This is a genomic window from Hymenobacter bucti (assembly GCF_042681145.1).
GTDB classification, from domain to species: domain Bacteria; phylum Bacteroidota; class Bacteroidia; order Cytophagales; family Hymenobacteraceae; genus Hymenobacter; species Hymenobacter bucti.
Genome location: NZ_JBHUFD010000001.1, coordinates 1,141,885 through 1,164,586, shown reverse-complemented (window position 1 = coordinate 1,164,586; position 22,702 = coordinate 1,141,885). Strand labels below are relative to the sequence as shown.

Annotated in this window: 23 protein-coding genes and 1 tRNA gene; 14 read left to right on the top strand and 10 right to left on the bottom strand. The window is 61.0% G+C overall.

All coding sequences use genetic code 11. The features are described 5' to 3' along the window. Positions 1 to 159 precede the first annotated feature (159 nt). From ACFSDX_RS04860 to pth, 4 genes are all read left to right on the top strand, one after another. Positions 160 to 232 (top strand) — tRNA-Gln (locus ACFSDX_RS04860). A gap of 142 nt (positions 233 to 374) precedes the next feature. Next, a complete protein-coding gene (locus tag ACFSDX_RS04855; RefSeq protein ID WP_382312062.1) occupies positions 375 to 1,304 on the top strand; it encodes a ribose-phosphate pyrophosphokinase in 930 nt (309 codons plus the stop codon). A gap of 131 nt (positions 1,305 to 1,435) precedes the next feature. After that, positions 1,436 to 2,008: a 50S ribosomal protein L25/general stress protein Ctc gene (locus tag ACFSDX_RS04850; RefSeq protein WP_382312061.1), complete on the top strand. Its 573-nt coding sequence runs from the start codon at positions 1,436 to 1,438 to the stop codon at positions 2,006 to 2,008. Positions 2,009 to 2,246: 238 nt separating this feature from the next. Further along, a complete protein-coding gene (pth, locus tag ACFSDX_RS04845) occupies positions 2,247 to 2,813 on the top strand; it encodes an aminoacyl-tRNA hydrolase (protein ID WP_382312060.1) in 567 nt (188 codons plus the stop codon). Between the two features lie 76 nt (positions 2,814 to 2,889). Here pth and metG read toward each other — a convergent pair whose 3' ends face one another. Further along, positions 2,890 to 4,932: a methionine--tRNA ligase gene (metG, locus tag ACFSDX_RS04840; RefSeq protein WP_382312059.1), complete on the bottom strand. Its 2,043-nt coding sequence runs from the start codon at positions 4,930 to 4,932 to the stop codon at positions 2,890 to 2,892. A 259-nt stretch (positions 4,933 to 5,191) separates the two neighbouring features. Between metG and ACFSDX_RS04835 the strand changes: the two genes are divergently transcribed. Continuing rightward, a complete protein-coding gene (locus tag ACFSDX_RS04835) occupies positions 5,192 to 5,893 on the top strand; it encodes a hypothetical protein (RefSeq protein WP_382312057.1) in 702 nt (233 codons plus the stop codon). Between the two features lie 96 nt (positions 5,894 to 5,989). On the opposite strand, the gene ACFSDX_RS04830 is transcribed toward ACFSDX_RS04835, so the two are convergent. Together ACFSDX_RS04830 and msrB are read right to left on the bottom strand one after the other, a co-directional pair. After that, on the bottom strand, positions 5,990 to 6,343 hold the full coding sequence (locus tag ACFSDX_RS04830) for a hypothetical protein (protein ID WP_382312056.1): 354 nt from the start codon (positions 6,341 to 6,343) through the stop codon (positions 5,990 to 5,992). A gap of 71 nt (positions 6,344 to 6,414) precedes the next feature. Further along, positions 6,415 to 6,969 carry a peptide-methionine (R)-S-oxide reductase MsrB gene (gene msrB / locus ACFSDX_RS04825; protein ID WP_382312055.1) on the bottom strand — a complete coding sequence of 185 codons (555 nt, stop codon included), beginning with the start codon at positions 6,967 to 6,969 and terminating at the stop codon, positions 6,415 to 6,417. 218 nt (positions 6,970 to 7,187) lie between these two features. Here msrB and typA point away from each other — a divergent pair, with 218 nt between their 5' ends. Together typA and ACFSDX_RS04815 are read left to right on the top strand one after the other, a co-directional pair. Beyond that, on the top strand, positions 7,188 to 8,999 hold the full coding sequence (gene typA, locus ACFSDX_RS04820) for a translational GTPase TypA (RefSeq protein WP_382312054.1): 1,812 nt from the start codon (positions 7,188 to 7,190) through the stop codon (positions 8,997 to 8,999). Between the two features lie 135 nt (positions 9,000 to 9,134). Then, complete coding sequence (locus ACFSDX_RS04815; protein WP_382312053.1) at positions 9,135 to 9,635, top strand: DUF6630 family protein; 501 nt, start codon at positions 9,135 to 9,137, stop codon at positions 9,633 to 9,635. A 37-nt stretch (positions 9,636 to 9,672) separates the two neighbouring features. Here the strand turns inward: ACFSDX_RS04815 and ACFSDX_RS04810 are convergent, their stop codons facing one another. Further along, complete coding sequence (locus tag ACFSDX_RS04810) at positions 9,673 to 10,506, bottom strand: TrmH family RNA methyltransferase (protein ID WP_382312052.1); 834 nt, start codon at positions 10,504 to 10,506, stop codon at positions 9,673 to 9,675. Positions 10,507 to 10,682: 176 nt separating this feature from the next. Between ACFSDX_RS04810 and ACFSDX_RS04805 the strand changes: the two genes are divergently transcribed. From ACFSDX_RS04805 to ACFSDX_RS04795, 3 genes are all read left to right on the top strand, one after another. Next, complete coding sequence (locus ACFSDX_RS04805; protein ID WP_382312051.1) at positions 10,683 to 12,170, top strand: sensor histidine kinase; 1,488 nt, start codon at positions 10,683 to 10,685, stop codon at positions 12,168 to 12,170. Between the two features lie 128 nt (positions 12,171 to 12,298). After that, on the top strand, positions 12,299 to 12,709 hold the full coding sequence (locus ACFSDX_RS04800) for a response regulator (RefSeq protein WP_382312050.1): 411 nt from the start codon (positions 12,299 to 12,301) through the stop codon (positions 12,707 to 12,709). Between the two features lie 94 nt (positions 12,710 to 12,803). Further along, on the top strand, positions 12,804 to 13,811 hold the full coding sequence (locus ACFSDX_RS04795; protein WP_382312049.1) for a hypothetical protein: 1,008 nt from the start codon (positions 12,804 to 12,806) through the stop codon (positions 13,809 to 13,811). Positions 13,812 to 13,895: 84 nt separating this feature from the next. On the opposite strand, the gene ACFSDX_RS04790 is transcribed toward ACFSDX_RS04795, so the two are convergent. Further along, positions 13,896 to 14,315 (bottom strand): DUF1761 domain-containing protein, encoded by a 420-nt coding sequence (locus ACFSDX_RS04790; RefSeq protein WP_382312048.1) that lies wholly within the window; start codon positions 14,313 to 14,315, stop codon positions 13,896 to 13,898. A gap of 65 nt (positions 14,316 to 14,380) precedes the next feature. Beyond that, positions 14,381 to 15,367, bottom strand: coding sequence for a helix-turn-helix transcriptional regulator (locus ACFSDX_RS04785; protein WP_382312047.1), 987 nt, complete (start codon positions 15,365 to 15,367; stop codon positions 14,381 to 14,383). A gap of 121 nt (positions 15,368 to 15,488) precedes the next feature. On the opposite strand from ACFSDX_RS04785, the gene ACFSDX_RS04780 reads away from it, so the two are divergent. Both ACFSDX_RS04780 and ACFSDX_RS04775 read left to right on the top strand, forming a co-directional pair. Continuing rightward, the gene (locus ACFSDX_RS04780) at positions 15,489 to 16,235 is read left to right on the top strand and encodes an endonuclease III domain-containing protein (RefSeq protein ID WP_382312046.1); all 747 of its coding nucleotides are present in this window, start codon (positions 15,489 to 15,491) and stop codon (positions 16,233 to 16,235) included. A 9-nt stretch (positions 16,236 to 16,244) separates the two neighbouring features. Further along, entirely contained in the window at positions 16,245 to 16,535 is a 291-nt protein-coding gene (locus tag ACFSDX_RS04775) for a DUF167 domain-containing protein (RefSeq protein WP_382312044.1), read from the top strand. A 37-nt stretch (positions 16,536 to 16,572) separates the two neighbouring features. Here ACFSDX_RS04775 and ACFSDX_RS04770 read toward each other — a convergent pair whose 3' ends face one another. Continuing rightward, positions 16,573 to 17,325, bottom strand: a complete 753-nt coding sequence (locus tag ACFSDX_RS04770; protein WP_382312043.1) for a DeoR/GlpR family DNA-binding transcription regulator — start codon at positions 17,323 to 17,325, stop codon at positions 16,573 to 16,575. A 53-nt stretch (positions 17,326 to 17,378) separates the two neighbouring features. Between ACFSDX_RS04770 and nudK the strand changes: the two genes are divergently transcribed. Beyond that, positions 17,379 to 17,972 (top strand): GDP-mannose pyrophosphatase NudK, encoded by a 594-nt coding sequence (nudK, locus tag ACFSDX_RS04765; RefSeq protein ID WP_382312042.1) that lies wholly within the window; start codon positions 17,379 to 17,381, stop codon positions 17,970 to 17,972. Positions 17,973 to 18,002: 30 nt separating this feature from the next. After that, positions 18,003 to 18,377: a DUF4406 domain-containing protein gene (locus tag ACFSDX_RS04760; RefSeq protein ID WP_382312041.1), complete on the top strand. Its 375-nt coding sequence runs from the start codon at positions 18,003 to 18,005 to the stop codon at positions 18,375 to 18,377. Between the two features lie 17 nt (positions 18,378 to 18,394). Here ACFSDX_RS04760 and ACFSDX_RS04755 read toward each other — a convergent pair whose 3' ends face one another. The 3 genes from ACFSDX_RS04755 to ACFSDX_RS04745 form a co-directional block, all read right to left on the bottom strand. Continuing rightward, positions 18,395 to 20,236 (bottom strand): polysaccharide deacetylase family protein, encoded by a 1,842-nt coding sequence (locus ACFSDX_RS04755; protein WP_382312039.1) that lies wholly within the window; start codon positions 20,234 to 20,236, stop codon positions 18,395 to 18,397. A gap of 100 nt (positions 20,237 to 20,336) precedes the next feature. Next, positions 20,337 to 21,542: a threonine synthase gene (locus ACFSDX_RS04750; protein ID WP_382312038.1), complete on the bottom strand. Its 1,206-nt coding sequence runs from the start codon at positions 21,540 to 21,542 to the stop codon at positions 20,337 to 20,339. A gap of 65 nt (positions 21,543 to 21,607) precedes the next feature. Next, positions 21,608 to 22,516, bottom strand: coding sequence for a LysR family transcriptional regulator (locus ACFSDX_RS04745; RefSeq protein ID WP_382312037.1), 909 nt, complete (start codon positions 22,514 to 22,516; stop codon positions 21,608 to 21,610). Between the last annotated feature and the right edge of the window lie 186 nt (positions 22,517 to 22,702).

Here is a 22,702-nt window from a genome sequence, read left to right as displayed (position 1 = left end):
CTGTGTGCCACCTAGGAAAGGAGGTAGTTGGGCCCACCCACAAAACGGCCTTCAGGAACCGTTCACGAAGTTTTTTCAAAAATTTTTGCCTCCGCTCTTGCCTCGTATTATTCCCTTGCTACCTTTGCAGCCCCGAACGGCACACCGCCATAGGGAAACTGTCCGATGGTGTAACTGGCAACACGCTTGATTTTGATTCAAGAAAGTCCAGGTTCGAGCCCTGGTCGGACAACGACGACAATGCTCGACAACTTTAGCAAAGGCGCTGGCTTCTCCCCCCCGGGAGCAAGCCGGCGCCTTTCGCGTTTTACTTCTTTACCTTCGCCCGGCCCCCTATTTTAGGTTGCCGGGCGTTTTTGTTTCTACCTTACCATATGGAACCGCACGTTAAACTATTCGCTGGCAGTGCATCTAAGGAGCTAGGCCGCAAAATAGCGGAGGCCTACGGGCAGCCGCTGGGCAACCTCAGCCTGCAGCGCTTTGCCGATAATGAGCTAGGGCCAAGCTTTGACGAAAGCATTCGCGGCTGCGAGGTCTTTCTCATCCAAAGCACCTTCCCGCCCTCCGAAAACCTGATGGAGCTGATGCTGATGGTAGACGCCTGCAAGCGCGCCTCGGCCCACAAAGTCAATATCGTGATGCCCTACATGGGCTACGCACGCCAGGACCGCAAAGACAAGCCCCGCGTGAGCATCGGGGCCAAAGTGGTGGCTAACATCATCCAGAGCGTGGGCACCGACCGCCTCATGACCTGCGACCTGCACGCGGGCCAGATTCAGGGCTTCTTCGACATCCCGGTCGACCACCTCGACGGCGCCACCGTCACGGCGCCCTACATCAAGTCGCTGAACCTGGAAAATCTCATCTTCGCCTCGCCTGACGTGGGCGGCGTGGTGCGCACGCGCGCCTTCGCCAAGAAATTTGGGGCCGAAATCGTGGTCTGCGACAAGATGCGCCTGCGGGCCAACGAAATTGCCTCGATGCAGATAATTGGCGACGTGAAGGGCATGGACGTGGTGTTTGTGGATGACCTAGTGGACACGGCCGGCACCATCTGCAAAGCCGCTGACCTCGTGATGGAGCGCGGCGCCAACTCGGTGCGCGCCGTCATCACGCACCCGCTGCTGAGCGGGCCGGCGCACGCGCGCATCCGCGCCTCGCAGCTCACCGAGCTCATTACGACCGACACGATTCCGCAGCGCGAGGAAAACGAAAAGGTGCGCGTGATTTCGCTGGCCCCCCTGTTTGCCCGGGCCATTCGCAACGTGGTCACGCACGAGAGCATCAGCTCGCTATTCAGCTAAGTAGCTACTCGCGGACCCGCAGGGTCCACGGTACAACGGCCGCTTGCTTTTACCGCCCCAAATCCGTACCTTTGCGGCCCGTTTCGGCAAGGGTTGCCGAGCGGATAATTCATTCCAAATCAACTTCTTTTATGAAAAGCCTGGAGATTGTAGGGTTTAAAAGAGCGAATCTCGGCAAAACGGACGCTAAGGCACTGCGCCTCGACGCCCAAGTGCCTTGCGTACTGTACGGTGGCCAAGAAGCCGTGCACTTTTCGGTGCCCGCCATCCTGTTCCGCGAGCTGTTGTACACCCCGGAGGCCCACATCGTGGACCTGAACGTAGAAGGCAGCCATTTCCGCGCCATCGTGCAAGACGCTCAGTATCACCCCGTGAACGAGATGCTGCTACACGTTGACTTCCTGGAAATTAAGGAAGGCAAAGAAGTTAAAATGGACATTCCCGTAAAATACATCGGCGTATCGCCGGGCGTATTGGCCGGTGGCAAATTGGCCAGCAAAATCCGTAAGGTGAAGGTGAAGGCGCTGCCCGAAAACCTGCCCGACTACGTGGAAGTTGACATCAGCACCCTCGAGCTAGGTAAGTCGGTGAAAGTAGGTGCCGTACAGCCCACCAACTACGTTATCCTGACCAGCGCCCAGGCGCCCATCGCTACCGTAACCGTACCGCGTGCGCTGAAAGGCGAACTCGCCGCTAACCGTTAATCGCAGATTTAGCGGATTTAACGGATTGCACAGATACGCCCGCCTGCGGCGGGCTGACTGTTTTGGTTCGTTTGGTTGGTTAAATTCGTTACTCGCTGTTTCGCAAAAGAAAAAGGCTGCTTTGTTAGGCAGCCTTTTTCTTTTGTAGAATTCGTATTGCTAGGCAAATTATACATCATTCGGAAAAAGCCAGCCGCGCAGCGGCGTACCCGCGCAATCCGTTAAATCCGTTAAATCTGTGGTCTTCTTGGTTCTTGCCTTGGGCAATATTGGCCCCGAATACGCCGACACGCGCCATAATATTGGCTTTATGGTGGCCGATTATCTGGCACAAAAATTTGAGGCGCCGCGCTTCGTGCTGGGCCGCCACGCGTTCACTACCGAATTTAAAAGCAAGGGGCACACCTACGTTTTGGTGAAGCCCACTACGTTTATGAATCTCAGTGGCAAAGCTGCGCAACATTGGTTGAGCGCGCTCAAAATTCCGGTCGAGAATATGATTGTCGTGACCGACGACCTAGCCCTGCCCTTCGGCAAGTTGCGCCTGAAGGGCCAGGGCTCGGCCGGCGGGCACAACGGCTTGAAAGACATTCAGGCCACCCTAGGTACCGATGTGTATGCCCGGCTGCGCTTCGGCGTCGATGCCAATTTTCCTAAAGGCCGGCAGGTTGATTATGTGCTGGACCCTTTCTCAGCCGATGAGCAGATTGACTTGTCACTGCGCATCGAAAAGGCGGGTGAGGCGATAGTGGCCTTCGGCTCAATGGGACTAGAGCGCGCGATGAACGTGGTGAATGTGAAATAAGAAAAGCCGGCCGCTACTAGTTAGCGACCGGCTTTTTTTGATGTATGGACGCAGATTATTGCGTCTCTACATCCAACTACAAAATGCTGCTGCCGTTGCGTACGGCCGTACCGGGCTGCATCAGCGCTAGGCTACCATCCGCATTCTCAGCCAGCAGCAACATGCCCTGGCTCTGAATACCTTTTATTTCGCGGGGCGCTAGGTTTAGCAGCACCATCGCCTGCTGCCCAATCAGCGCTTCGGGAATAAACGACTCGGCAATGCCACTCACAATCGTACGCTGGTCGAGACCCGTATCGATGGTCAGCTTGAGTAACTTCTTGGTTTTAGCGACTTTTTCGGCGGCGATAATGGTGCCGACGCGCAAGTCCATTTTACCAAACTCCTCGAAGCTTACGTTTTCCTTCGTGGCCGTTACAGGCGTGTTGGCCAAGGTGTTGGCTTGCTTGGTATCGAGCAGCTTCTGTACTTGCGCATTCACCACTGCATCCTCGATTTTAGCAAATAGCAGCGCCGGTTCTTGTAATTGGTGGCCGGCGGGCAGCTGCTCGGCGCGGGCAGCGCTCTGCCAATCACCGGGCTGGAAATTCAGCATTTTCGCCAGCTTATCGGCCGAATCGGGTAGAAAGGGCGTGAGCAGCGGCACCAACGCGGCGGCCACTTGCAACGCCACGTGCAACACAGTACCGGTGCGCGCCGCATCGGTTTTAATGAGTTTCCAAGGCTCGGTTTCCGCTAGGTACTTATTACCGACGCGGGCGAGGTTCAGCACCTCGGCCAGCGCGTCGCGGAAGCGGTAGTTTTCGATTAATTCGCCCACGCGGTTCGGGAACTCGGCTACCTGTCGGAAGACCTCTTCATCCAGTTCGGTGAGCTCGCCGCGCTCGGGTACTTTGCCCTCAAAGAACTTCTGCGTAAGCACCGCTGCGCGGTTCACAAAGTTACCTAGGGTCGCAACCAGCTCATTATTGTTGCGCGCCTGGAAGTCCTTCCAAGTGAAGTCGTTATCCTTGGTTTCGGGCGCGTTGGCGCAGAGCACGTAGCGCAGCACATCGGCCTGGCCGGGGAAGTCGGCTAGGTACTCGTGCAGCCAAACGGCCCAGTTGCGCGAGGTGCTGATTTTATCACCCTCCAGATTCAAAAACTCGTTGGCGGGCACGTTGTCGGGCAGGATATAATCGCCGTGCGCCTTCAGCATTACCGGGAAAATAATGCAGTGAAAAACGATGTTATCCTTACCGATAAAATGCACCAGCTTGGTACCGGGGTCCTGCCAGTATTTCTGCCACTCGTCAGGGAAGCCTTCCTTGGTGGCCGAGATGTAGCCGATGGGCGCATCAAACCAGACGTACAGCACTTTACCTTCGGCGCCGGGCACCGGCACGGGCACGCCCCAATCGAGGTCGCGCGTCACGGCGCGGGCGTGCAGGCCCTGGTCAATCCACGATTTACACTGGCCGTAAACGTTGGTTTTCCAATCGTTTTTGTGGCCTTCAACTATCCATTCGCGCAGCCAGGGCTCGTACTCGTTCAGGGGCAAAAACCAGTGCTTGGTTTCGCGCAGCACCGGCGTGTTGCCGCTCAGCATCGAGCGCGGATTAATTAATTCGGTGGGGCTGAGCGAGGTGCCGCAGCGCTCGCACTGGTCACCATAGGCGTTTTCGTTGCCGCAGTTGGGGCAGGTGCCCACTACGTAGCGGTCAGCTAAGAACTGGCTGGCCTGCTCGTCGTAAAGCTGCTGCGTGGTTTGCTCGATGAATTTATCGTCGGCGTATAGTTTCTTGAAAAACTCACTCGAAACTTCGGCGTGGGTTTTGGAAGAAGTACGCGAATACACGTCGAACGACACGTTAAAATCGCGAAAAGAATCGCCGATTATTTTGTGGTATTTATCGACAATCTGCTGCGGCGTAACGCCTTCTTTCTGAGCCCGGATGGTAATCGGCACGCCGTGCTCATCGGAGCCGCAAATAAATTTTACGTCGCGGTTTTGAGCGCGCAAATAGCGCACGTAAATATCGGCTGGTAAATACACGCCGGCCAAGTGGCCAATGTGCACGGGACCGTTGGCGTATGGCAGCGCTGCCGTAACGGTATAACGCTCTGGTAGTAAGCTCATTACAAAGAGAACAATAATATCAATCTATTGGCGCAATTAATTAGTTACTATCCGGCAGCTTGGTTTTTACTGCTGATAATTATTAATCTTGCTTCGCCACAAAAACTACTTCTAGCTAAGAAACCGATTTTAAACGAGAAACGTGGGGGCCAACAAAATAAGCGGGATGCCCGTTTGCAAATCAGGTAATTATACCCGGCACAACGGTGTGAATTTCAGTCGGCTTTTTACTTTTTTATTCCCAATTCAACCTTTACTCATGGCCAAAAAGACTAACTCCGAAACCGCTGACGCCGTAGCGCCACCCAAGCGCACGCCCCAGGAAAAAGCTCAGCGCAAAGCTGACAAAGCCAGCCGCCACGCCAACCAAGACCTCACCGATAGCCGCGCCGAAAAAAAGGCTGGCCAAAAGGAAACGCTTAAAACAGCCGCCAAGCAATTGCAGAAAGAGCTTGATGCGCGCATGAGCGAAGTGGTCACTCGCATTCGCAAAGAAACGAAGGCCAAACTGAAAGAGGTAGTAAAAGAGGCGACGCGCCGCCTCGACGTGGACACCGAGCGCATGTTTGAGCAGGCCCTGCACACTATCGTGCGCCACTACGATTCTGTGGCGCCGGGCCGCAGCGCTGACCTCAGCTTCCCCGCCCCCGCCGCGGAGACCGCCGATGTCGCTACCAACAGCAACAGCACCAAAGGCACCAGCCCCAAGAAGGGTACTGCCAGTAAAACACCCTCGCCGGGCAAGGCCCAGCCGGCTGCCGCTACCCCGGCCCCAGCAGCGAGCAAGCGGGGCCGCGCTACTAGCAAACCAACCGCTAGCCCAGCCCCAGCAGCCAGCCCCAGCCGCGGGCCGGGCCGGCCCAAACGCGCCACTGCCGACGCGTTGGTTACGGATAGCGCCACCAACCTAAGCACACCTGCGGCCAGCGCTAATGATGGCGTAACAATAGATACCGTGTAGCACAGCGCACTTCACTCAGTAGCCTTAGCTACCTAGGAAACCGACTTCATTAAGCACAAAGTCGATTTTCTAGGTAGCTAAGGCCATTTTTATACCCTAGGGCCGGCGCAAAGTGTCGGCAATGGACTGGTCGATGCGGCGCAGGCGCGTTTCTGGCGTGGTGAGGTTGGGGTCGTTGGTATTGAGGGTTTCGGGGCGCTTGGTGCGGTTGATGTCGGAGGCATCTTCGCCGAGGCGCATCACGTTGGGGGTGGCGTCGGGCACGGGCACCCCGGCCCGGCTGATGGTACCGTTGGACTGGTAGATGGCGCGGCGGTCAGCGTCCGAATTTACTTCGGTAGGAATGCTGCGCGGGGCCGCGTTTTCGGCGGTTTGCTCGGTGGCCGTGCAGCTCACCAGCAGGGCTGAGGCGGCCAAGCAAGCTAAGCGCAAATGAGTATGAAAGGACATGATAATCAATGAAGAAGGCGACCCTAGGTGGGTCGCCTTCTTTAAACGAGAGTTGAAGCTGGGAGTTCGGTCTATTTCTTTTCGAACAGCAGCGCGTTGCCATCCATGCAGTAGCGCTGGCCGGTGGGCTTGGGACCATCATCGAAGACATGGCCGAGATGGCCGCCGCACTTAGCGCACACGATTTCGTCGCGGCTCATGCCAAAGCTCTCATCCGACTTCACCTTGACGCTGGCCACCGTAGCCGGCGCGAAAAAGCTGGGCCAGCCAGTGCCCGAATCGAACTTGGTATCACTAGAAAACAGCAGGTTGTGGTCGGCGGCGCAGTAATAGGTACCCGTTGCGTGATTGTCGTGGTATTTGCCGGTGAAGGGCCGCTCAGTACCCTCTTGGCGCAGAATATAGTACTGCTCGGGCGTAAGCTGTTTTTTCCATTCGGCGTCGGTTTTCACCACTGCGTATTCGCCGGGCTTACCCGTGACGGGCTTGGGCTGCGGGTATTTACCCTCCGTAACGGAAGCGCCGTGGGGGCCGGCGGGCACCGCAGCCACGGTTTTAGACTGGTCGGCGTGGCTCTGCGAGCAGGCCGGCGTAAAAGCGAGGGCGCTCAGCAAAAGAGGGAGCAAAGAAAGGCGCATGGCGAAGAAAGCAGGAGGTATGAGTGGCTAACAAACGCACAAACCAAGTCGTTCGGATGTCTGGTCGGGCTTATCTAAAATAGCTAAAATGGAATCTTTGACTGGCCTAAACTGTCTGTATTCCGGCAAACTAGTAATTAGATAATTAACGCGGCTAGGGTTTTCCACTTGAGACTCCGTACCTTTGCGGCCGCAAAAACATACGTATGACCCAGAACATTCGGAATATCGCCATCATTGCCCACGTTGACCACGGCAAGACGACTTTGGTGGATAAGATTATCCACGCCTCCAAGATTTTCGATGCGCATCAGCACTTCGACGACCTTATCCTCGACGACAACCCCCTGGAGCGCGAGCGCGGCATTACTATCGTATCGAAGAACGTGTCGGTACGCTATAATGGCGTGAAAATCAACATCATCGACACTCCTGGTCACGCCGACTTCGGCGGCGAGGTAGAGCGCGTGTTGAAGCTGGCCGACGGCGTACTGTTGCTCGTGGATGCCTTTGAGGGCGCCATGCCGCAGACCCGCTTCGTGCTGGGCAAAGCCATCGACTTGGGCCTGAAGCCCATCGTAGTGGTGAACAAAGTGGACAAGGAAAACTGCCGCCCCGACGAGGTACACGAGCAGGTTTTCGACCTCATGTTCAACCTAGGCGCCTCGGAAGACCAACTTGATTTCGTGACCTTGTATGGTTCGTCGAAGCAGGGCTGGATGAGCACCGATTGGAAAGCAAAAACTGACAACCTCATTCCGCTGCTTGATGCGGTAGTGGCGTCCATCCCGGCTGCGCCGGTGCTGGATGGCACGCCCCAGATGCAGATTACGTCGCTCGACTACTCGGCGTTCGTGGGTCGTATCGCTATTGGCCGCGTACACCGCGGCACGCTGACGGAAGGCTCCAATATGAGCCTGATGAAAGCTGACGGTAGCATCAAGAAAGTAAAAGTGCGTGAACTCCACGTATTTGAAGGCCTAGGCCGCGTAAAAGTGGACTCGGTAGGCAGCGGTGAAATCTGCGCCGTTTCGGGCATCGAGGGTTTCGACATCGGCGATACGCTGGCCGACGCTGACAACCCTGAGCAGCTCGAGCGCATCAGCATCGACGAGCCGACGATGAACATGTTGTTCACAATTAACAACTCGCCGTTTTTTGGCAAGGAAGGTAAATTCGTGACTTCGCGTCACTTGCGCGACCGTCTGTTCAAGGAAACCGAGAAAAACCTCGCCCTGCGCGTGGAGGCTACCGATAAGGAGGATACCTTCCTGGTGTTCGGCCGCGGTATTCTGCACTTGTCGGTACTGATTGAAACCATGCGCCGCGAAGGCTACGAGCTGCAAGTGGGCCAGCCCCAGGTGCTGTTCAAAGAAGACGAGAACGGCAAACGCACCGAGCCCATCGAGCTACTCGTGGTGGACGTGCCCGAGGAGTCGGCCGGTAAGGTAATCGAGCTGGTGAGCATGCGCAAAGGCGAAATGACCATCATGGAGCCGAAGGGCGACTTGCAGCACTTGGAATTCACCATTCCGTCGCGCGGCCTCATCGGCCTGCGTAACAACGTGCTGACGGCTACCGGCGGCGAAGCCATCATGAACCACCGCTTCGTGGATTACGAAGAGCACAAGGGTCCGATTCCGGGCCGCATCGCGGGCTCGCTGATTTCGTTGGAAACCGGCCCCGGCACGGCTTACACCATCGATAAGATGCAGGACCGTGGTTCGTTCTTCGTGGACCCAGGTGAGGAAGTGTACGCTGGCCAGGTTATCGGCGAGCACACCCGCCCCAACGACTTGACCATCAACATCCAGAAGGGCAAGAAGCTGACCAACATGCGCGCCTCGGGCACGGATGACAACGCTAAGATTGTACCTAAGCGTCAGTTCTCGCTCGAAGAAGCCATGGAATACATCCAAAAGGATGAGTACCTGGAAGTAACGCCCAAGTCGGTGCGGATGCGCAAGATTCTGCTCGACGAGAACGAGCGCCTGCGCTACGCCAAGACTGCCGAATAAATCGCAGATTTAGCGGATTAAACGGATTTCGCAGATACGCCCGCCTACGGCGCGCTGACTATGCGAGAAGTATGGGAAAGGCTGCCTTTGGGCAGCCTTTCTTTGTTTGGGGGAAACACTTTGATTTGTTTTTTTATGGATTCTTTGAATGCCTTTATTCGGTTTTTTAGTCTTGCTGATGCGGCTGCTACGCAGCGCATGGAGGCGCGGCTGGCGCTGGCGCTCCGCGACCCGAGCGCCTACCAGATGCAGTACGCCGAGGAATTGGGCGAGCGCGGCATGGACGGCAGTGAGCTGCCCGCGCAGGAGCTGCGCGACGTGGCCCTCATCGACGCGCTATTGAGCGAGGACTTGCTGTGGGAAAGTGACTACCAGGACCCCGCCGCCGAAACGGCCGAGGGCCTGAATGACATCCTGGAGCAGCAGCAGCGGCCCGAGCGGCTGCGGCTAACAGCAGCGGGCAAGGGGCCCGAGGCGCTGGACGCTTTGCAGGAGGCGCTGGAGCCTCTAGGGCTGGCGCTGGTGCTACTGACGCTGGATAGCGACGCGTACCCGCTGAGCGTGGTGGCCGAGGCACAGGCGGAGGACGCACGGAAGCTGGCCCAGGAGCTAGGCTTTGGCGTAACGGTGTACTAGGAAATTCGCTTAGCGCAACACGAAGCAGCGCTTCGGGCTACTGCCCGCGCTGGCGCACGGCCTCGAAAGTGAGCACCGCCGCCGCTACGCTCACGTTGAGCGAGTCGAGCACGCCGCGCATGGGGATGACAACCGTCTCGTCGCAGGCCTGGCGGGTGGCGGGCGTGAGGCCGTCGGCCTCGGTACCGAGCACCAGGGCGGTGGGGCCGGCGAAGGAGGTGGCGGTGTAGCTCTTGGCCTCGTCGGCCAAGGCCGCAGCGAAGGTGCGGATACCTTTTTCTTTCAGAAAAGCCAGGATATCAGCCATTGGCGCGGCCACGGTGGGCACCGTAAAAATACCCCCTAGGCTGGCCCGGATGACGTTGGGATTGTAGAGGTCGGTGCGCGGGTCGCCGACGAGCACGGCGTGGGCGGGCGCGGCATCGGCGGTACGCAAAATGGCGCCTAGGTTGCCGGGCTTCTCCACGGCTTCGAGTACCAGCACTAGCGGATTTTCGGGCAATTCTAGGTCGGCTAGCGTGCGGCTGGGCGTGCGCAGCAGGGCCAGCACCCCGTCGGAGCGCTCGCGTACGGCCAGCTTGGCAAACACGGCGGCGCTCACGGGCAGCAGCTCGTAGGGGCGTGGCACGAGGCGCGTGGGCTCGACGAGCTGCCGGGTTATTTCCTCACCAGCCAGCTCTTCGCAGACCAGTAGCGTGGCCACGGCCCAGCCAGCCTGGCGGGCATTAGCCAGCTCGCGGTAGCCTTCGACCAGCGTGAGACCTTGACGGCGGCGCTCAGACGATTTTTCCTGAAGACGTAGCACCTCCTTGATGCGCGGGTTGTGCAGGCTGGTGATGCGGTCGGGCTGAGCGGGGCGGGCGGCGTACATGGGGCAAAGGTAGGAACGCGGTGAGCAGGTGATAGAACGAGGGAGTGAGAGGGAACCTAGGCGGGGCGCAACGGGGCGGCAGCGCTTTCTTTACACGCAGCAGCGTCAGCAGCTGTGCAAACTAGGCGGCTCATTTCTGCCTAGCCCCTTCACCTCCTTACCCAGTAGCTTACTTGGTGCTCCGGCTCAACACTAAGATTCTAATAGGCTTCGCCATCGCGCTGTCGGCGCTGGTGGCCACGTCAATTATGGCGTTTGTCACCATTCGGCAGCTGAGCCACTACACGGCCTTGGTGGACCACTCTTACCAAGTGTTGCAGCAAACCGATGACCTGCGCCTGACTATTCGGGATGCGCAGACCGGGATGCGCAGCTACCTGCTGGTGGGCGACGCCGACTACCTCGACCTCTACCGCAGCAACGCCCTGCTGATGCAGCGCCAGGCTGTGACCTTGCAGCGCCTCGTGGCCGACGAGCAGCGGCAGCGCCTGCGCGCCGACACGCTGCGCCAGCTCATCGAGGGCCAGACCGAAGAGCTGGAAGTATTCAAGACCTACAACCCATCGCCCGCGGTGGCCCAGGCGCTGCTCCTGCGCGAGCAGCAGCCGCTGCGCACGTTTCGGGGCGTGGTGCTGCGCCTGCGCCAACGTGAGGAGTACCTGCTGCGCGTGCGCAACCAGCGCCAGCAGCTCTTTCAGCGGCTGGTGCCGCTGGCCATTGGGCTGTCGGCAGGGCTGGCAATAGTCATTGTGCTGTGGCTGTTTCGGCGCATTTCGGGCGAGCTGCGGGCCAACGAGCGCCTGCGCCTGGAGCTGACCCGGGTGAACATCGACACGGCGCGGCGCATCCGGGGCATCGAGCACCTGGCCCGGCAGGTGGTGCAGGGCGATTACAAGGTGAAGATTGCCGACGATGGCCAGGACCGGCTGGGCTCGCTGGCCGCACGGCTCAACGAGATGACGCAGGCCCTCGACGACGCCTTTAGCACCCTGGAGAAGCGCAACCAGGAGCTGGACCAGTTTGCCTACGTGGCCTCGCACGATTTGAAGGCGCCCCTGCGCGGCCTGTCTGCCATTGTGAAGTGGATAGAGGACGAGCAGGCCGCTGAGCTCTCGCCCGCCCTGCTCACCTACCTCGACCAGATGAAAGGCCGCCTAGGTCGCCTCGACGACCTCATCAACGGCCTACTGGCCTACGCCCGCGCCAGCCGCACCGAGGCCCCGGCCGAGGAAGTAAATGTGGCCCAGCTGGCGCGCGACGTGGCCGACCTGGTGGTGCCGCCCGACTTTGCCCTGGAGCTGGCGCCGGGCCTGCCCACCTTCCACACCGACCGCCTAGGGCTCCAACAGGTGTTTACCAACCTGTTCAGCAACGCCGTGAAGTACCACGGGCCCGGCGGCACTGGGCGGCTGCGCGTGAGCTGCCTCGATGCCGGCCGCCACTACGAGTTTAGGGTGCAGGACAATGGCCCCGGCATCGCGCCCGAGCACCACCAAAAGATTTTTCTGCTGTTCCAGACCCTGCGCGACCGCCACACCGCCGAAAGCACCGGCATCGGCCTGAGCATCGTGCAGCGCCTCATCGACGACCGCAAGGGCAGCATCCGCGTCGAGTCGGCCTTGGGGCAGGGTGCCACCTTTATTTTTACCTGGCCCAAAGGCTAGCCCGATGCAACCCTTGGGGCCGGGCCGGGGCTCTGGTAGTCAGGTGAAATACTGCGCTTATTTTGCACCCGTATTTTCACTGCTGCGCCTCATCACTCCCTCACTCCTTTCTTCTGTACTTCGCTGCCATGCGTTCAGTTCTGCTAGTTGAAGACGATATTTTTGACACGATGACGGCGCAAAAGACCTTTGCCAAGTTCAGCGTGCCGCACCAGCTGCACACCGCCTTCAACGGTGAGGAGGCGCTGGATATGCTGCTGGGCCGCGGCCAGGTGCCGCCCCTCGAGCCCCTGCCCGAGCTCATCCTGCTCGACCTAAACATGCCGCGCATGAACGGCCTGGAATTCCTGGCCGAGATGCGGGCCACCCCCATCCTGTGCGACATCCCGGTGTACATCACCACCACCTCGGATATGGCGCACGAGCGCGCCGCCGCCGCCGAGCTGGCCGTGAGCGGCTACATCCTCAAGCCCTTCGATGTAGAATCGGGCCACGACCTGATAGACAGCCTGAGCCTGCTCGAAAAACTGCTGAAATAGCGCGTCTGATGCCGGGCGCCGGCACTTTTGCCCCAGCCGAGGCCGTTGAAAGCTCAACTGGTTGCCATTAGTCAGTTTGGTAGTTATTTGCCGCATGAAATCCGTGTTTCTCACCGCGCTGGCCCTCGGGCTGGGCGCAACCAGCTTGTCGGCTTCGGCCCAGGATGCCCCGCGGCAGCTCGGTGGCGCGCCGGTGGTGCCGATGCCGGCCGCCCGCCCCGCCGCCCCCGCGCCCCAGCCAGCGGAGGTAGCCCCGGCCCCAGCGGCGGTGTCAGCCCCGGCTTCTAGCGCCACGGTGGCCGACTCGGCACGCCCGGCGCCCGTGGTGAGCACCCCGGCCCCGGCGGCCCCCGCCCCGCCGCCGCCGGCCGGCAGCCCCTTTGGCCGCCCCTACGTGCAAGAAGGCGCGGCGCGCCCCACGCGCTACCAGGTAGGCCTCAAGAGCGGGCAAGTGTACAGCGTCTACGACGTGGAGGTGAAGTCGCCGCTCTTCGGCCGCTCGCATTTGCTGCTGGATGGCCAGCGCCGCATCGACCTGGCCGACGTCGGCTTCTACGAAGACCAGAGCGGCCACTACGTGCGCACCACGCTGCCGCGCTCGAACCGCGAAACCACGCTGCGCCGCGAGAAGACGGGCCGCATCAGCTTGTACGCCACCTATAATACGTCGTATGCCTCCTCGCCCTACGGCATGGGGATGGGCATGGGTGGCTTTGGCTACGGCGGCATGGGGATGGGCGGCTTTGGGGGTTACCCCTACGGCGGCTACCGCACCACCAAGACGGAGTATTTCTCAAAAGACAATGGCCCGGTGCAAAACCTCAGCGTGCGCAACCTGGCCCTGGCCACGGCCGACAATGCCGGGGCGCAGGCGCTGCTGAGCAATGCGCGGCGCTACCAGCAGTCGACCATTGCGGCCTACCTAGTGGGCGGCGGCCTGCTGGTAGCGGGCCTGGTGCAGTCGGTGCGGCCCAACAACCCTGGCATCTCACCGCTCTTCTACGCCGCCATCCCGGTGCTCATCGTGCCGCTCATCTTCCAGAGCAAGCAGGCGGCCGCCCAGCGCCAAGCCATCGCGCTCTACAACAGCGGGCGGCAGTAACCAGCCTGCCCTAAAACACAAGCGCCGGGTACCCTAGGGTAGCCCGGCGCTTGTGTTTTAGGGCAGGCTGGCTGCCTAGGTAGACTACAGGGCCACCAATAGCAGGTTCACGAGCACCATGCCCACGAGGTGGTAGCTGCCCGTGATGAGGCCATAGAAAAACGGTCGCGGAATGTTGGGGTTGATGGCAATATTGACCGTGTTGGTAAACAGGTACCCCACCCCAACTACCAGCGCAAAGCGCAGGGCATTGCCGTAGGTGTTGATGTGCAACGCAGACAACAGCACGGCGCAGGTAATCGTGATGATAAGGGCGCATACGGCCGGCCCCACGATGTAAAGGAGTTGCTGGTTTTGGCCCGTATCGGGCTCGTTTTCCTTACCCAGCGAGGCCCGGTAGGGCTTAGGAAAAAGCCCTAGGTACCACATGGCCCCTAGCAGAAAGTACGCGATAAAAGCCGCCGCTACGCCGAGCCAGTTGATGGAAGACAGCACGTTGAACATGGGAGGAAAAATGAGGGGGTTGAACAGTTATTTTGATTGTTTGACCCTGCAAAATTCCGCCTCGCCTATGACAGCCCTGTGTCAGCAGCCGGGCCAGGCGCGCAAAAAAACTCGTGCGCTCGCTGGGCCTGCTCGCACAGCTCTGCGCGCAAGCCCAGCGGCTCCAGCACGGCCACGGCACCAGCATAGGGCAGCAGCCAAGCGGCCAGGTAAGCCAGCGTGCCGCTAAAAAACGTCATTTCCAGGCTACCATCGGGCAGGGCTTGCTCGTGGGCCCAGCCGCACTGGCGCTTGGTGTCGTGCAGGCGCTGCACCAGGCTGGGCAGCACCCCGGCCGGCTGGAAGCGCAGTACCACTTTCTCCTTGTGCCGGTGGCGGGCCTGGCTGGCCCAGTACTGCTGCAAAGTTTCGGGGCGCGGGGCAAAGTGCTCGGCACTAAGGGCCAGCTGCTGAATGCGGTCGAGGCGAAAGTTGCGGAAGTCCTGCCGCAGCCGGCAGTAGGCCACCACGTGCCAGTGCTGGGTGAGGTAGAGGCCGATGGGCTCTACCTCGCGGGCGGTGGGCGGGTCGGCAGCCGTGGCTTGGTAGGCCAGGCGCACTACCTGCTGCGTGGCAATGGCCGCCACCAGCTGCTGATAGACCGCGGGCTGGCCGGGCGCGCCGGCCTGCCCAAACACCTGAATGTGCGGCGTCAGCGTTTCGAGGTAGTCGCGGTCGGGGCGACGCAGCACGGCCCGCAGCTTGTCCATGGCCGCACCGCTGAGCTTTGCGGTAGCGGCATCGGTGAGCCGAGCGGCCAGCTTCTCGGCCGTGAGCAGGGCCGCCGCTTCTTCGCGCGTGAACATGACGGGCGGCAGGCGGTAACCCTCGGCTAGCGAGTAGCCCACGCCGGCTTCGCCGAAGAGCGGCACCCCGGCCAGCTCCAGCGTGCGCAGGTCGCGGTAGATGGTGCGCAGGCTCACGCCAAACTGCGCGGCCAGGGCGGGGCCGCCCACCACGCGCTTGGCTTGCAGCTGAATGAGAATGGCCGTGATGCGGTCGAAGCGGTTCATAAAGAGCAAAAAAAGGTACCGGCTAGCTTACCGCGCCCGCGGCCCACCCCGGCGGGCCACGGCCACCGGGCGAACGGACTTGCGCAGGAGCCGTTTACCAATCAGTAGCAACTCCTTTTCTATGCCCGCCCGCCGCCCCACTTCTCCCCCACCCGCCGCCGATACGCCCGCGCTACGCGAGTTGGCACTGCTGGCTCACCACCGGCTGTGCGCCGCGTACGGCGCGCCGTTTTTATTCTTCAGCACCAAAGACCCGCTGAGCGAGCTCATCAGCGCGCTGCTCTCGCACCGCACCAAAAACGCCGACTCGCACCGCGCCTACCAGCAGCTGCGCACCACCTTCCCGGCTTGGGAAGACGTGCGCGATGCGCCTACCATCGACGTGCAGCGCGCCCTGAGCGCCTGCACCTGGCCCGAGCAAAAGGCACCCCGCATTCAGGCCGTGCTGCGCGAAATAAGTAGCCGCTGCGGCGATGAAAACCTGCCGCCCTGCTCACTCGATTTCCTGGCCGAAAAGCCCATCCCGGAGGCGCGGGCCTGGCTCGAAAGCATCACGGGTGTGGGCCCGAAGACAAGCGCGGCCACGCTGCTATTCAGCAATTTGCGCCTGCCGGCCATGCCCGTTGATAGCCACCACCACCGGGTGGCGCAGCGCCTAGGTCTCATCGGACCAAAGGTGGGCGAAGGGCCGGCGCACGCGCTGCTAGCGGCCCTGCTACCGCCCGACTGGACCGCCCAGCAGGTCTACGACCACCACGAGGCGCTCATGTATCACGGGCAGAAGTGCTGCTTCTTCTACAACCCCGCCTGCGCACGCTGCGTGATGCTGGACGTGTGCCCGGTGGGGCAATTAGCAATGAGTAATTAGCAATGAACAATGAGTAATGAGCAGGTAAAAGCTAAAATTGCTCATTGCTCATTTTCCTCTAACGCCCGCCACAACGAGCTGCTGCCCGGCCCCGACGGCCGCTGGACGGTGCGCCTGGCCGCCCCGCCGCAGGGTGGCAAGGCTAATGCCACCCTACTCGCTTTTATAGCCGAAGTATTTGGTGTAGCTAAAAGCAGCGTGCAGCTGCTAAGTGGCCACACGGCGCCCTTCAAAAATCTGAAAATTAGTGACCTAAGCGAGGAAGAAGGTGCGGCGGCACTGGCTCGCTACCAGGCGTAGGCCTACCGTACCTAGGGTCTTTTTGAGCTACTCGCCGCTAGTTCAGCACGCGCACCCCGGCCTCCCGGTACTGGGCCAGCACGTGCGGGGCGGCTTGCTGGTCGGTCACTAGCGTGCCGATGGCGGACAAGGGCGCGAATTGCAAGTACTTGTCTTGCTCGAGCTTGCTCGAATCGCAGAGCAAAAATGCGTGCTGCGCCGCGGCCAACACCGCCCGGCTGATGGTCGCTTCCAGCTCACTGTTGGCGCTCAGGCCCCGCCGCACCGATAGCCCATCTACGCCCAGAAAAGCTTTGTCCACGGCGTAGCGCCCTAGGTGCTCTACCGCCAGGGCCCCGTGCACGGCTTGCCGCTCAGCATCGACTTCGCCCCCAGCAATGACGACCTGCACGGCGGAGCCGACCAGCTCAAAAAGCACCGGCAAAGAGTTGGTGAGCACCCGGATTTTCAGATGCCGAATGAGGGCGCACAGCGGAAAAGTGGTGCTGCCGCAATCAATAAAAATGGTGTCGCCCTCGGCGATGTGCTCCGCCGCCAGCCGACAGATATATTCCTTTTGGCTGAGGTTGACGGCCGCCTTGCGCGCAAACGCAACCGGGTGCCGGGCTACGCTCGGCAGCACGGCCCCGCCGTGCGTTCGCACCAGCAGCCCTTGGCTTGCTAACTGCGCCAAATCGCGCCGAATCGTGATGGGATTTGTCTGCAGGTGCTGCGCCACGTCGGACGCCACCAAGCTACGCTCGCGCTCCAAGACACTCAAAATGTAATGCTTACGCAGTTGGAAATTCATGGAAATGGTGTAGCTTGCCTTAACCAATCACAAATAAACACACTCAAACACAAATGAACAATTCTGTCTGCACGAACGAACGCATTCGCTTGCGAGAACAGACAATTTTGTCTGATAACTGGTACACACTGCGCAAGGTCACGTTCGATTATCAGCGCAAAAACGGCGTTTGGGAAACCCAGTCGCGCGAGGCCTACGACCGGGGCAACGGGGCTACTATTCTGCTGCACAACCCCGCCGCCGACACGGTCATTCTGACCCGGCAGTTTCGCCTGCCCACCTTCGTCAACGGCAACCCTTCGGGGATGCTCATTGAGGCCTGCGCCGGGCTGCTCGACGATGAGCATCCGGACGTGGCCATCGTGCGCGAAACGGAGGAGGAAACCGGCTACCGCCTCACCGCGGTGCAGCGGGTGCTGGAAGCCTACATGAGCCCCGGCTCGGTCACGGAGCGCTTGTTTTTTTACCTGGCCGAGTACTCGACGGCCACCGAGCGGCAAGCCGGCGGGGGCATCGAGGAAGAAGAGATTGACGTGCTCGAACTGCCGCTGAGCCAGGCCCTGGCCATGGTCGCCACCGGAGAGATTCAGGATGGCAAGACCATCATTCTCCTCCAGCACCTTCGGCTGCAACAGGTTGGCGGTTAGATTTTAAGCTTACTTAACCCAACTCGCTTTATGCTCATTCTGATAGCTGGCCCCTACCGCAGTGGCACCGCCGATGACCCCGCCCGCATGGCCGACAACCTGCGCCGCCTCGAAGCCGCTGCGCTACCCTTGTTCCGGGCCGGCCACCTGCCCCTGATTGGGGAATGGGTGGCGCTGCCCCTGCTCAGGCTGGCGGGCTCTACCCGGCCGGGCGATGCGCCCTACGAAGAGATTCTGTACCCAGCGGCGCACCGCCTGCTTGCCAAATGCGACGCGGTACTGCGCCTAGGGGGCGCCTCAGCGGGCGCCGACGAGGATGTGCGGCTAGCGCAGGCGCGCGGCCTACCCGTGTACTACCGCCTCGAAGACGTGCCAGGCTACCAGGCGATGGCCGGCCCGGCCTGAGCGGGCCCCACAGCGCCTTACTTGCCGCGCTTCCAGCGATAGTAGCGCCGGTACCAGGGCGCGGTTTTCTTGAAGAGGCTGCCCGTGGTTTCGTGCGGAAAGATGTTGACGCGGAATATCTGCATTCGGTCGTCTTCCAGGTGCAGGCCGCCGGTGTCGGTAGCCACGGCATAGGTGAAGCCCGCTTGTTGCACCTGGGTTTTCACCGCCTCGGTGAGGGCGCCGTAGGGGTAGGCGAAGGAGATGATTTCGGTACCTAGGGCCTGTTCGAGGGCGGTTTTGCTCTGCTGAATCTCGGCGGCGGCTTCGGCGGCGGGTAGCTCCGGCAGCCTGGCGTGGCGCATGGTGTGCGCCCCGATTTCCCAACCCGCCGCCACGAAAGCCTGCTTTTGGGCCGCGTCCATGATGTCGGCGCGCGGCTCGGTGGGGTCGGCGTCAGCATCCCAGTAGTTGTAGCGCACCCCAAAGTCGCCTAGTAGATACAGTACGCCGCGGTAGCCGGCCTGCTGCATGAGGGGCAGCAAGTTAGTGTAGTTATCGACGTAGCCATCATCAAACGTGAGGATGATGGGCCGGCGCGGAAACTCGGCCAGCGGGCGCCGGCCACTGGCAAAATCCTGGTAATCGAGGAAGGTGATGGGCGTAAATTTCTGCTGCTGGAAATACGCCAGGTGCTTGGCAAAATTCTCTTTGGTAACGAAAATCTGGTGCCGCGAGGCCAGCGGCGCGTCGGGAATCTTGTGGTACATGAGCACCGGAATAAAGCCCGGCACGGCCTTCTGCATGCGGGCCGACTCGTACACCGCCAGCACCCGCGCCGCGATGGCGGCTAGGTCGTAGTCGGCCCGCACGCGCTGCTGCAAGGCGGGCGCCACCCGGCCGGGCTGCTGCCAAAACGCGCGCGCATCGCGCAGCACCACCTGCCAATCAACCGCTTCGGTGCCCTGCTGCGCTAGGATATCGCCGAAGTTGGAAGCCGCGGCGGCGGCGTAGGTGGCTTCGGTTACGGGACCGGCGTAGCGGGCTTCGCCTAGGGCCAGCACCGCCCGGCCGGCCCCCAGGGCCTCAATGGCCACCCGGCCGGCTCCGATGACGAGGTCAGTTTTAGCGAGCCAGCCGGCTACGTCGTCGGTGAAACCCACTACTTCGACCCGCTCGCCGAACTCGGCTTGCAACGCCCCTAGGGCGACTTTGCCGGTGGCGGGCAGGTGGTCGAGTTCGCCGCCAATGAGGGCGACGCGCAAGGCCGAATATTCGCGCAGCAACGGCGGAAACACGTGTTCAAACAGCGCCGCCGCCCGCTCGCCCTTGGGGCCGTTAAAGCGGCCGATGAAGGCCATGCGCGGCACCTCGCCGGCGGGTGCGGGCGGCGGGGCACCTAGGGTATCAAACGCTATCCCGTTGGGGATTACGGCGAGTTTGCGCGGGGCCGTTTTCACTTCGGTGCGCAGATGCGCGGCCAGGTTTTCGCAGATGGCAATGACTTTATCACCGTACACGTCGAAGAGCGAAGTCGAGGTGTGCAAGTGCTGGCGCCCGTGCACGGTGCTCACCAGCGGCACCGCTAGCCCACGCACCGCGAAGTAGCTGACCCAACTGGCCGCCCGCGAGTGGGCGTGCACCACGTCGATGTTATGCACCTTTATCAAGTGGCGCAGCTCCTGAACGTTATGCCAGCGCTGCCGGTACTTACGCTGGCTGATGGGCAGTTGCACCACCGTGGCGGCCGTGGGCAGGTGGGCCGCGTCCGAAGCTAGCCACACCTGGTGGCCCTGGCGCCGGTGGGCTTCAGCTAAGGCTACGGCGTAGGCCACCGACCCGGCAAAGAAATTGGCAGAAAGGACGTGCAGGATGCGCATGGGCCGGCAAAGGTATCGGCCGCCGTCGTAGCGCAGACTTTCAGTCGGCGAGCCGATAGCCACGCCTGACTCGCAAGCTGAAAGTCCGCGCTACTACACCCTAGGCCCAGGCGCGGCCAGCCACGTTGCTCATGTACTTCTGGCCGCTGCCGGTGTTGAGAAGCAGGACGCGTTCATCGGCGCGCAGCCAGCCGGCGGCTAGCAGCTGGCGGGCGGCCATCCAGACGGCGGCACCTTCGGGGGCTACGAACAGGCCTTCCTGCTGGCCCAGCTCGCGCATGCCTTCCAGCATCCCTTCTTCGCTGATGCTCACTACCGTGCCTTGCGATTCGCGCAGAACGTCCAGCATCAGGGGCTCGCCGAGGGGGCGGGGCACGGCCAGACCGTTGGCGAGGGTGGGACGGCCGTTATAGTTCAGGCAATTGGCCTGGTGGCCGAAGTAGGTGTCATAGAGCGGGCGGCAGTTTTCGGCCTGCACGGCCACCATGCGCGGCAGGGCGGTTTCGGGGGCAAGCCAGCCCATGGCCTTCATTTCCTGGAAGGCTTTCCAGATGCCGATAAGGCCGGTGCCGCCGCCGGCGGGGTAGAGCAACACCTCGGGCAGCTGCCAATTGAGTTGCTCCGCTATTTCGTAGCCCATGGTTTTCTTGCCTTCGAGGCGGTAGGGCTCCTTGAGGGTCGAAATATCAAGCAGTTCGCTGCCGGCATTAAGCTGACGCACGCGGGCCGCGCAGTCGTTGATGAGGCCATCGACCAGCTCGACCTGGGCGCCGTACCAGTAGCATTCTTCCTTGAAGGCCTCGGGCGTGTGGCGCGGCATCACCACGGTAGCCGTGAGGCCGCCGCGGGCGCAGTAGGCGGCCATGGCCACGCCCGCATTGCCGGCCGTTGGGATGATGCAGCCCTGCGCGCCCAGCTCCTTGGCTTTGGAGATGGCCATGCTCAGGCCCCGCGCCTTGAACGAGCCCGTGGGGTTCTGGCCTTCATCCTTGAGGGTGAGCGCGCTGAAGCCGTATTTACTACCTAGGCGCGGCAATGCCAGCAGCGGCGTGAGGCCTTCACCTAGGGTCACTTTGTTGGCGGCGTCGAGCAGCGGCAGCAGCGCGCCGTAGCGCCACATCGAACTGTCGGCCTGGTCGATGCCCTGGGCGGGCGTGGGCGCGTGGTGCAGGTCGTAGTCCGCCACCAGCGGCTGCTGGCAGCAGGCCGACACGCTCTGGAGCTCGAAGGGCGAGTAGGGCGTGTGGCAGCGGGCGCAGTGCAGGCTGTGGATGCGCGAGTGCGACGGGGCAACGGTCAGGTTCATGGGGCAAAGTTCTGGCGGCTCTATACGCACCGCTATGCCCCGGCGAAATGGAGTTTTCGCATAGCCTATTCCTTTTGGGAATAGTAGCGCTGGGTGAAGCGCAGAAAGTCGCGGTACGGCCCATTGTTCTCCGTGCCCTTGCGCTGAATAAAATTGAACTGCCGGAACAACGACAAATCCTTGATTTTAACTTCTTTTAGCTCACCCGTAGCCAGCTCCTTCAGCACGGCCTGGCGCGGCAAAAAAGCCAGGCAAGTTGTCTCGATGCGCACGAAGTTTTTGAGGGCTTCGGTGCCACCTAGGCGCACTCTCACCGGCAGGGCAGCCAGCTTGATGCCCTGCGCGGCCAGCGCTTCTTCGAGCACCGCCAGCGTACCGGAGCCCGTTTCGCGCAGCGCCAGCGGGATGCTGAGTAGGTCGGCGGTGGCCAGCTCGCGGCCGGCGAGCGGGTTGGCAGCGGCGCACACGGCTATCACTTCGTCGGTGAGCAGCGGCGTGTAAGTGACGCGGCTCACTTTGTGGATGCCTTCGATGATGCCCAGCTCGATTTCGTGCTCCAGCAGCGCCTGGAGGATATTGTCGCTATTGCGGTTTTTGAGGCTGAGCTGGTGCTGCGGGTGCTGCTGCAAGTAGGCCGCTACCACCGGCGGCAGCACGTAGAGCGAGATGGTGGTGCTGGCCCCGATGAACAGGTGCACCGCCGGCGCAAAGCCGGGGCTGAGCTCGCTCATCTCCTGTTGAAGCTCCTGTTGCAATTGCTTGGCTTGCAAGAGCTTTTGGTACAGCTTCTGGCCGGCCGGCGTGAGTAGCACGCTGCCGCCCAGGCGCTCAAACAAGCCCGTTTGGTAGTGCTCTTCCAGCGCTTTCACCTGCTTGCTCACCGCCGACTGGCTGATGAACAGCGCCTGCCCGGCCTTGGTAAAGCTCAGGCGCTGGGCTACTTCGAGGAATACTTCGTGAGGGTGCGAGAGCATGCGGCGGGGTTTTAACTTTCAAAGAAACGCTATCACTATAGCGCGGGCTTTCAGTCCGCGAATTACTACGCCTGCTACTCGCGGACTAAAAGTCCGCGCTACAGCATTTAAACAAACAAAAAAGCATAGCTATTGACGCATTTTTGACCGGTCGTTTACTACCTTTCCAGGGCCGTTTTTCCCGGC

Bases quoted from the DNA above. Each gene is read 5' to 3' on its own strand.
- ACFSDX_RS04750 (WP_382312038.1), bottom strand. From the start codon at position 21,542: ATGAACCTGACCGTTGCCCCGTCGCACTCGCGCATCCACAGCCTGCAC.
- metG (WP_382312059.1), bottom strand. From the start codon at position 4,932: ATGAGCTTACTACCAGAGCGTTATACCGTTACGGCAGCGCTGCCATAC.
- ACFSDX_RS04855 (WP_382312062.1), top strand. From the start codon at position 375: ATGGAACCGCACGTTAAACTATTCGCTGGCAGTGCATCTAAGGAGCTA.
- ACFSDX_RS04780 (WP_382312046.1), top strand. From the start codon at position 15,489: ATGCCCGCCCGCCGCCCCACTTCTCCCCCACCCGCCGCCGATACGCCC.
- ACFSDX_RS04810 (WP_382312052.1), bottom strand. From the start codon at position 10,506: ATGTACGCCGCCCGCCCCGCTCAGCCCGACCGCATCACCAGCCTGCAC.
- ACFSDX_RS04775 (WP_382312044.1), top strand. From the start codon at position 16,245: ATGAGTAATGAGCAGGTAAAAGCTAAAATTGCTCATTGCTCATTTTCC.
- ACFSDX_RS04770 (WP_382312043.1), bottom strand. From the start codon at position 17,325: ATGAATTTCCAACTGCGTAAGCATTACATTTTGAGTGTCTTGGAGCGC.
- ACFSDX_RS04755 (WP_382312039.1), bottom strand. From the start codon at position 20,236: ATGCGCATCCTGCACGTCCTTTCTGCCAATTTCTTTGCCGGGTCGGTG.
- typA (WP_382312054.1), top strand. From the start codon at position 7,188: ATGACCCAGAACATTCGGAATATCGCCATCATTGCCCACGTTGACCAC.
- ACFSDX_RS04745 (WP_382312037.1), bottom strand. From the start codon at position 22,516: ATGCTCTCGCACCCTCACGAAGTATTCCTCGAAGTAGCCCAGCGCCTG.
- ACFSDX_RS04785 (WP_382312047.1), bottom strand. From the start codon at position 15,367: ATGAACCGCTTCGACCGCATCACGGCCATTCTCATTCAGCTGCAAGCC.
- ACFSDX_RS04835 (WP_382312057.1), top strand. From the start codon at position 5,192: ATGGCCAAAAAGACTAACTCCGAAACCGCTGACGCCGTAGCGCCACCC.
- ACFSDX_RS04850 (WP_382312061.1), top strand. From the start codon at position 1,436: ATGAAAAGCCTGGAGATTGTAGGGTTTAAAAGAGCGAATCTCGGCAAA.
- ACFSDX_RS04760 (WP_382312041.1), top strand. From the start codon at position 18,003: ATGCTCATTCTGATAGCTGGCCCCTACCGCAGTGGCACCGCCGATGAC.
- ACFSDX_RS04830 (WP_382312056.1), bottom strand. From the start codon at position 6,343: ATGTCCTTTCATACTCATTTGCGCTTAGCTTGCTTGGCCGCCTCAGCC.
- nudK (WP_382312042.1), top strand. From the start codon at position 17,379: ATGAACAATTCTGTCTGCACGAACGAACGCATTCGCTTGCGAGAACAG.
- ACFSDX_RS04795 (WP_382312049.1), top strand. From the start codon at position 12,804: ATGAAATCCGTGTTTCTCACCGCGCTGGCCCTCGGGCTGGGCGCAACC.
- ACFSDX_RS04790 (WP_382312048.1), bottom strand. From the start codon at position 14,315: ATGTTCAACGTGCTGTCTTCCATCAACTGGCTCGGCGTAGCGGCGGCT.
- ACFSDX_RS04815 (WP_382312053.1), top strand. From the start codon at position 9,135: ATGGATTCTTTGAATGCCTTTATTCGGTTTTTTAGTCTTGCTGATGCG.
- ACFSDX_RS04800 (WP_382312050.1), top strand. From the start codon at position 12,299: ATGCGTTCAGTTCTGCTAGTTGAAGACGATATTTTTGACACGATGACG.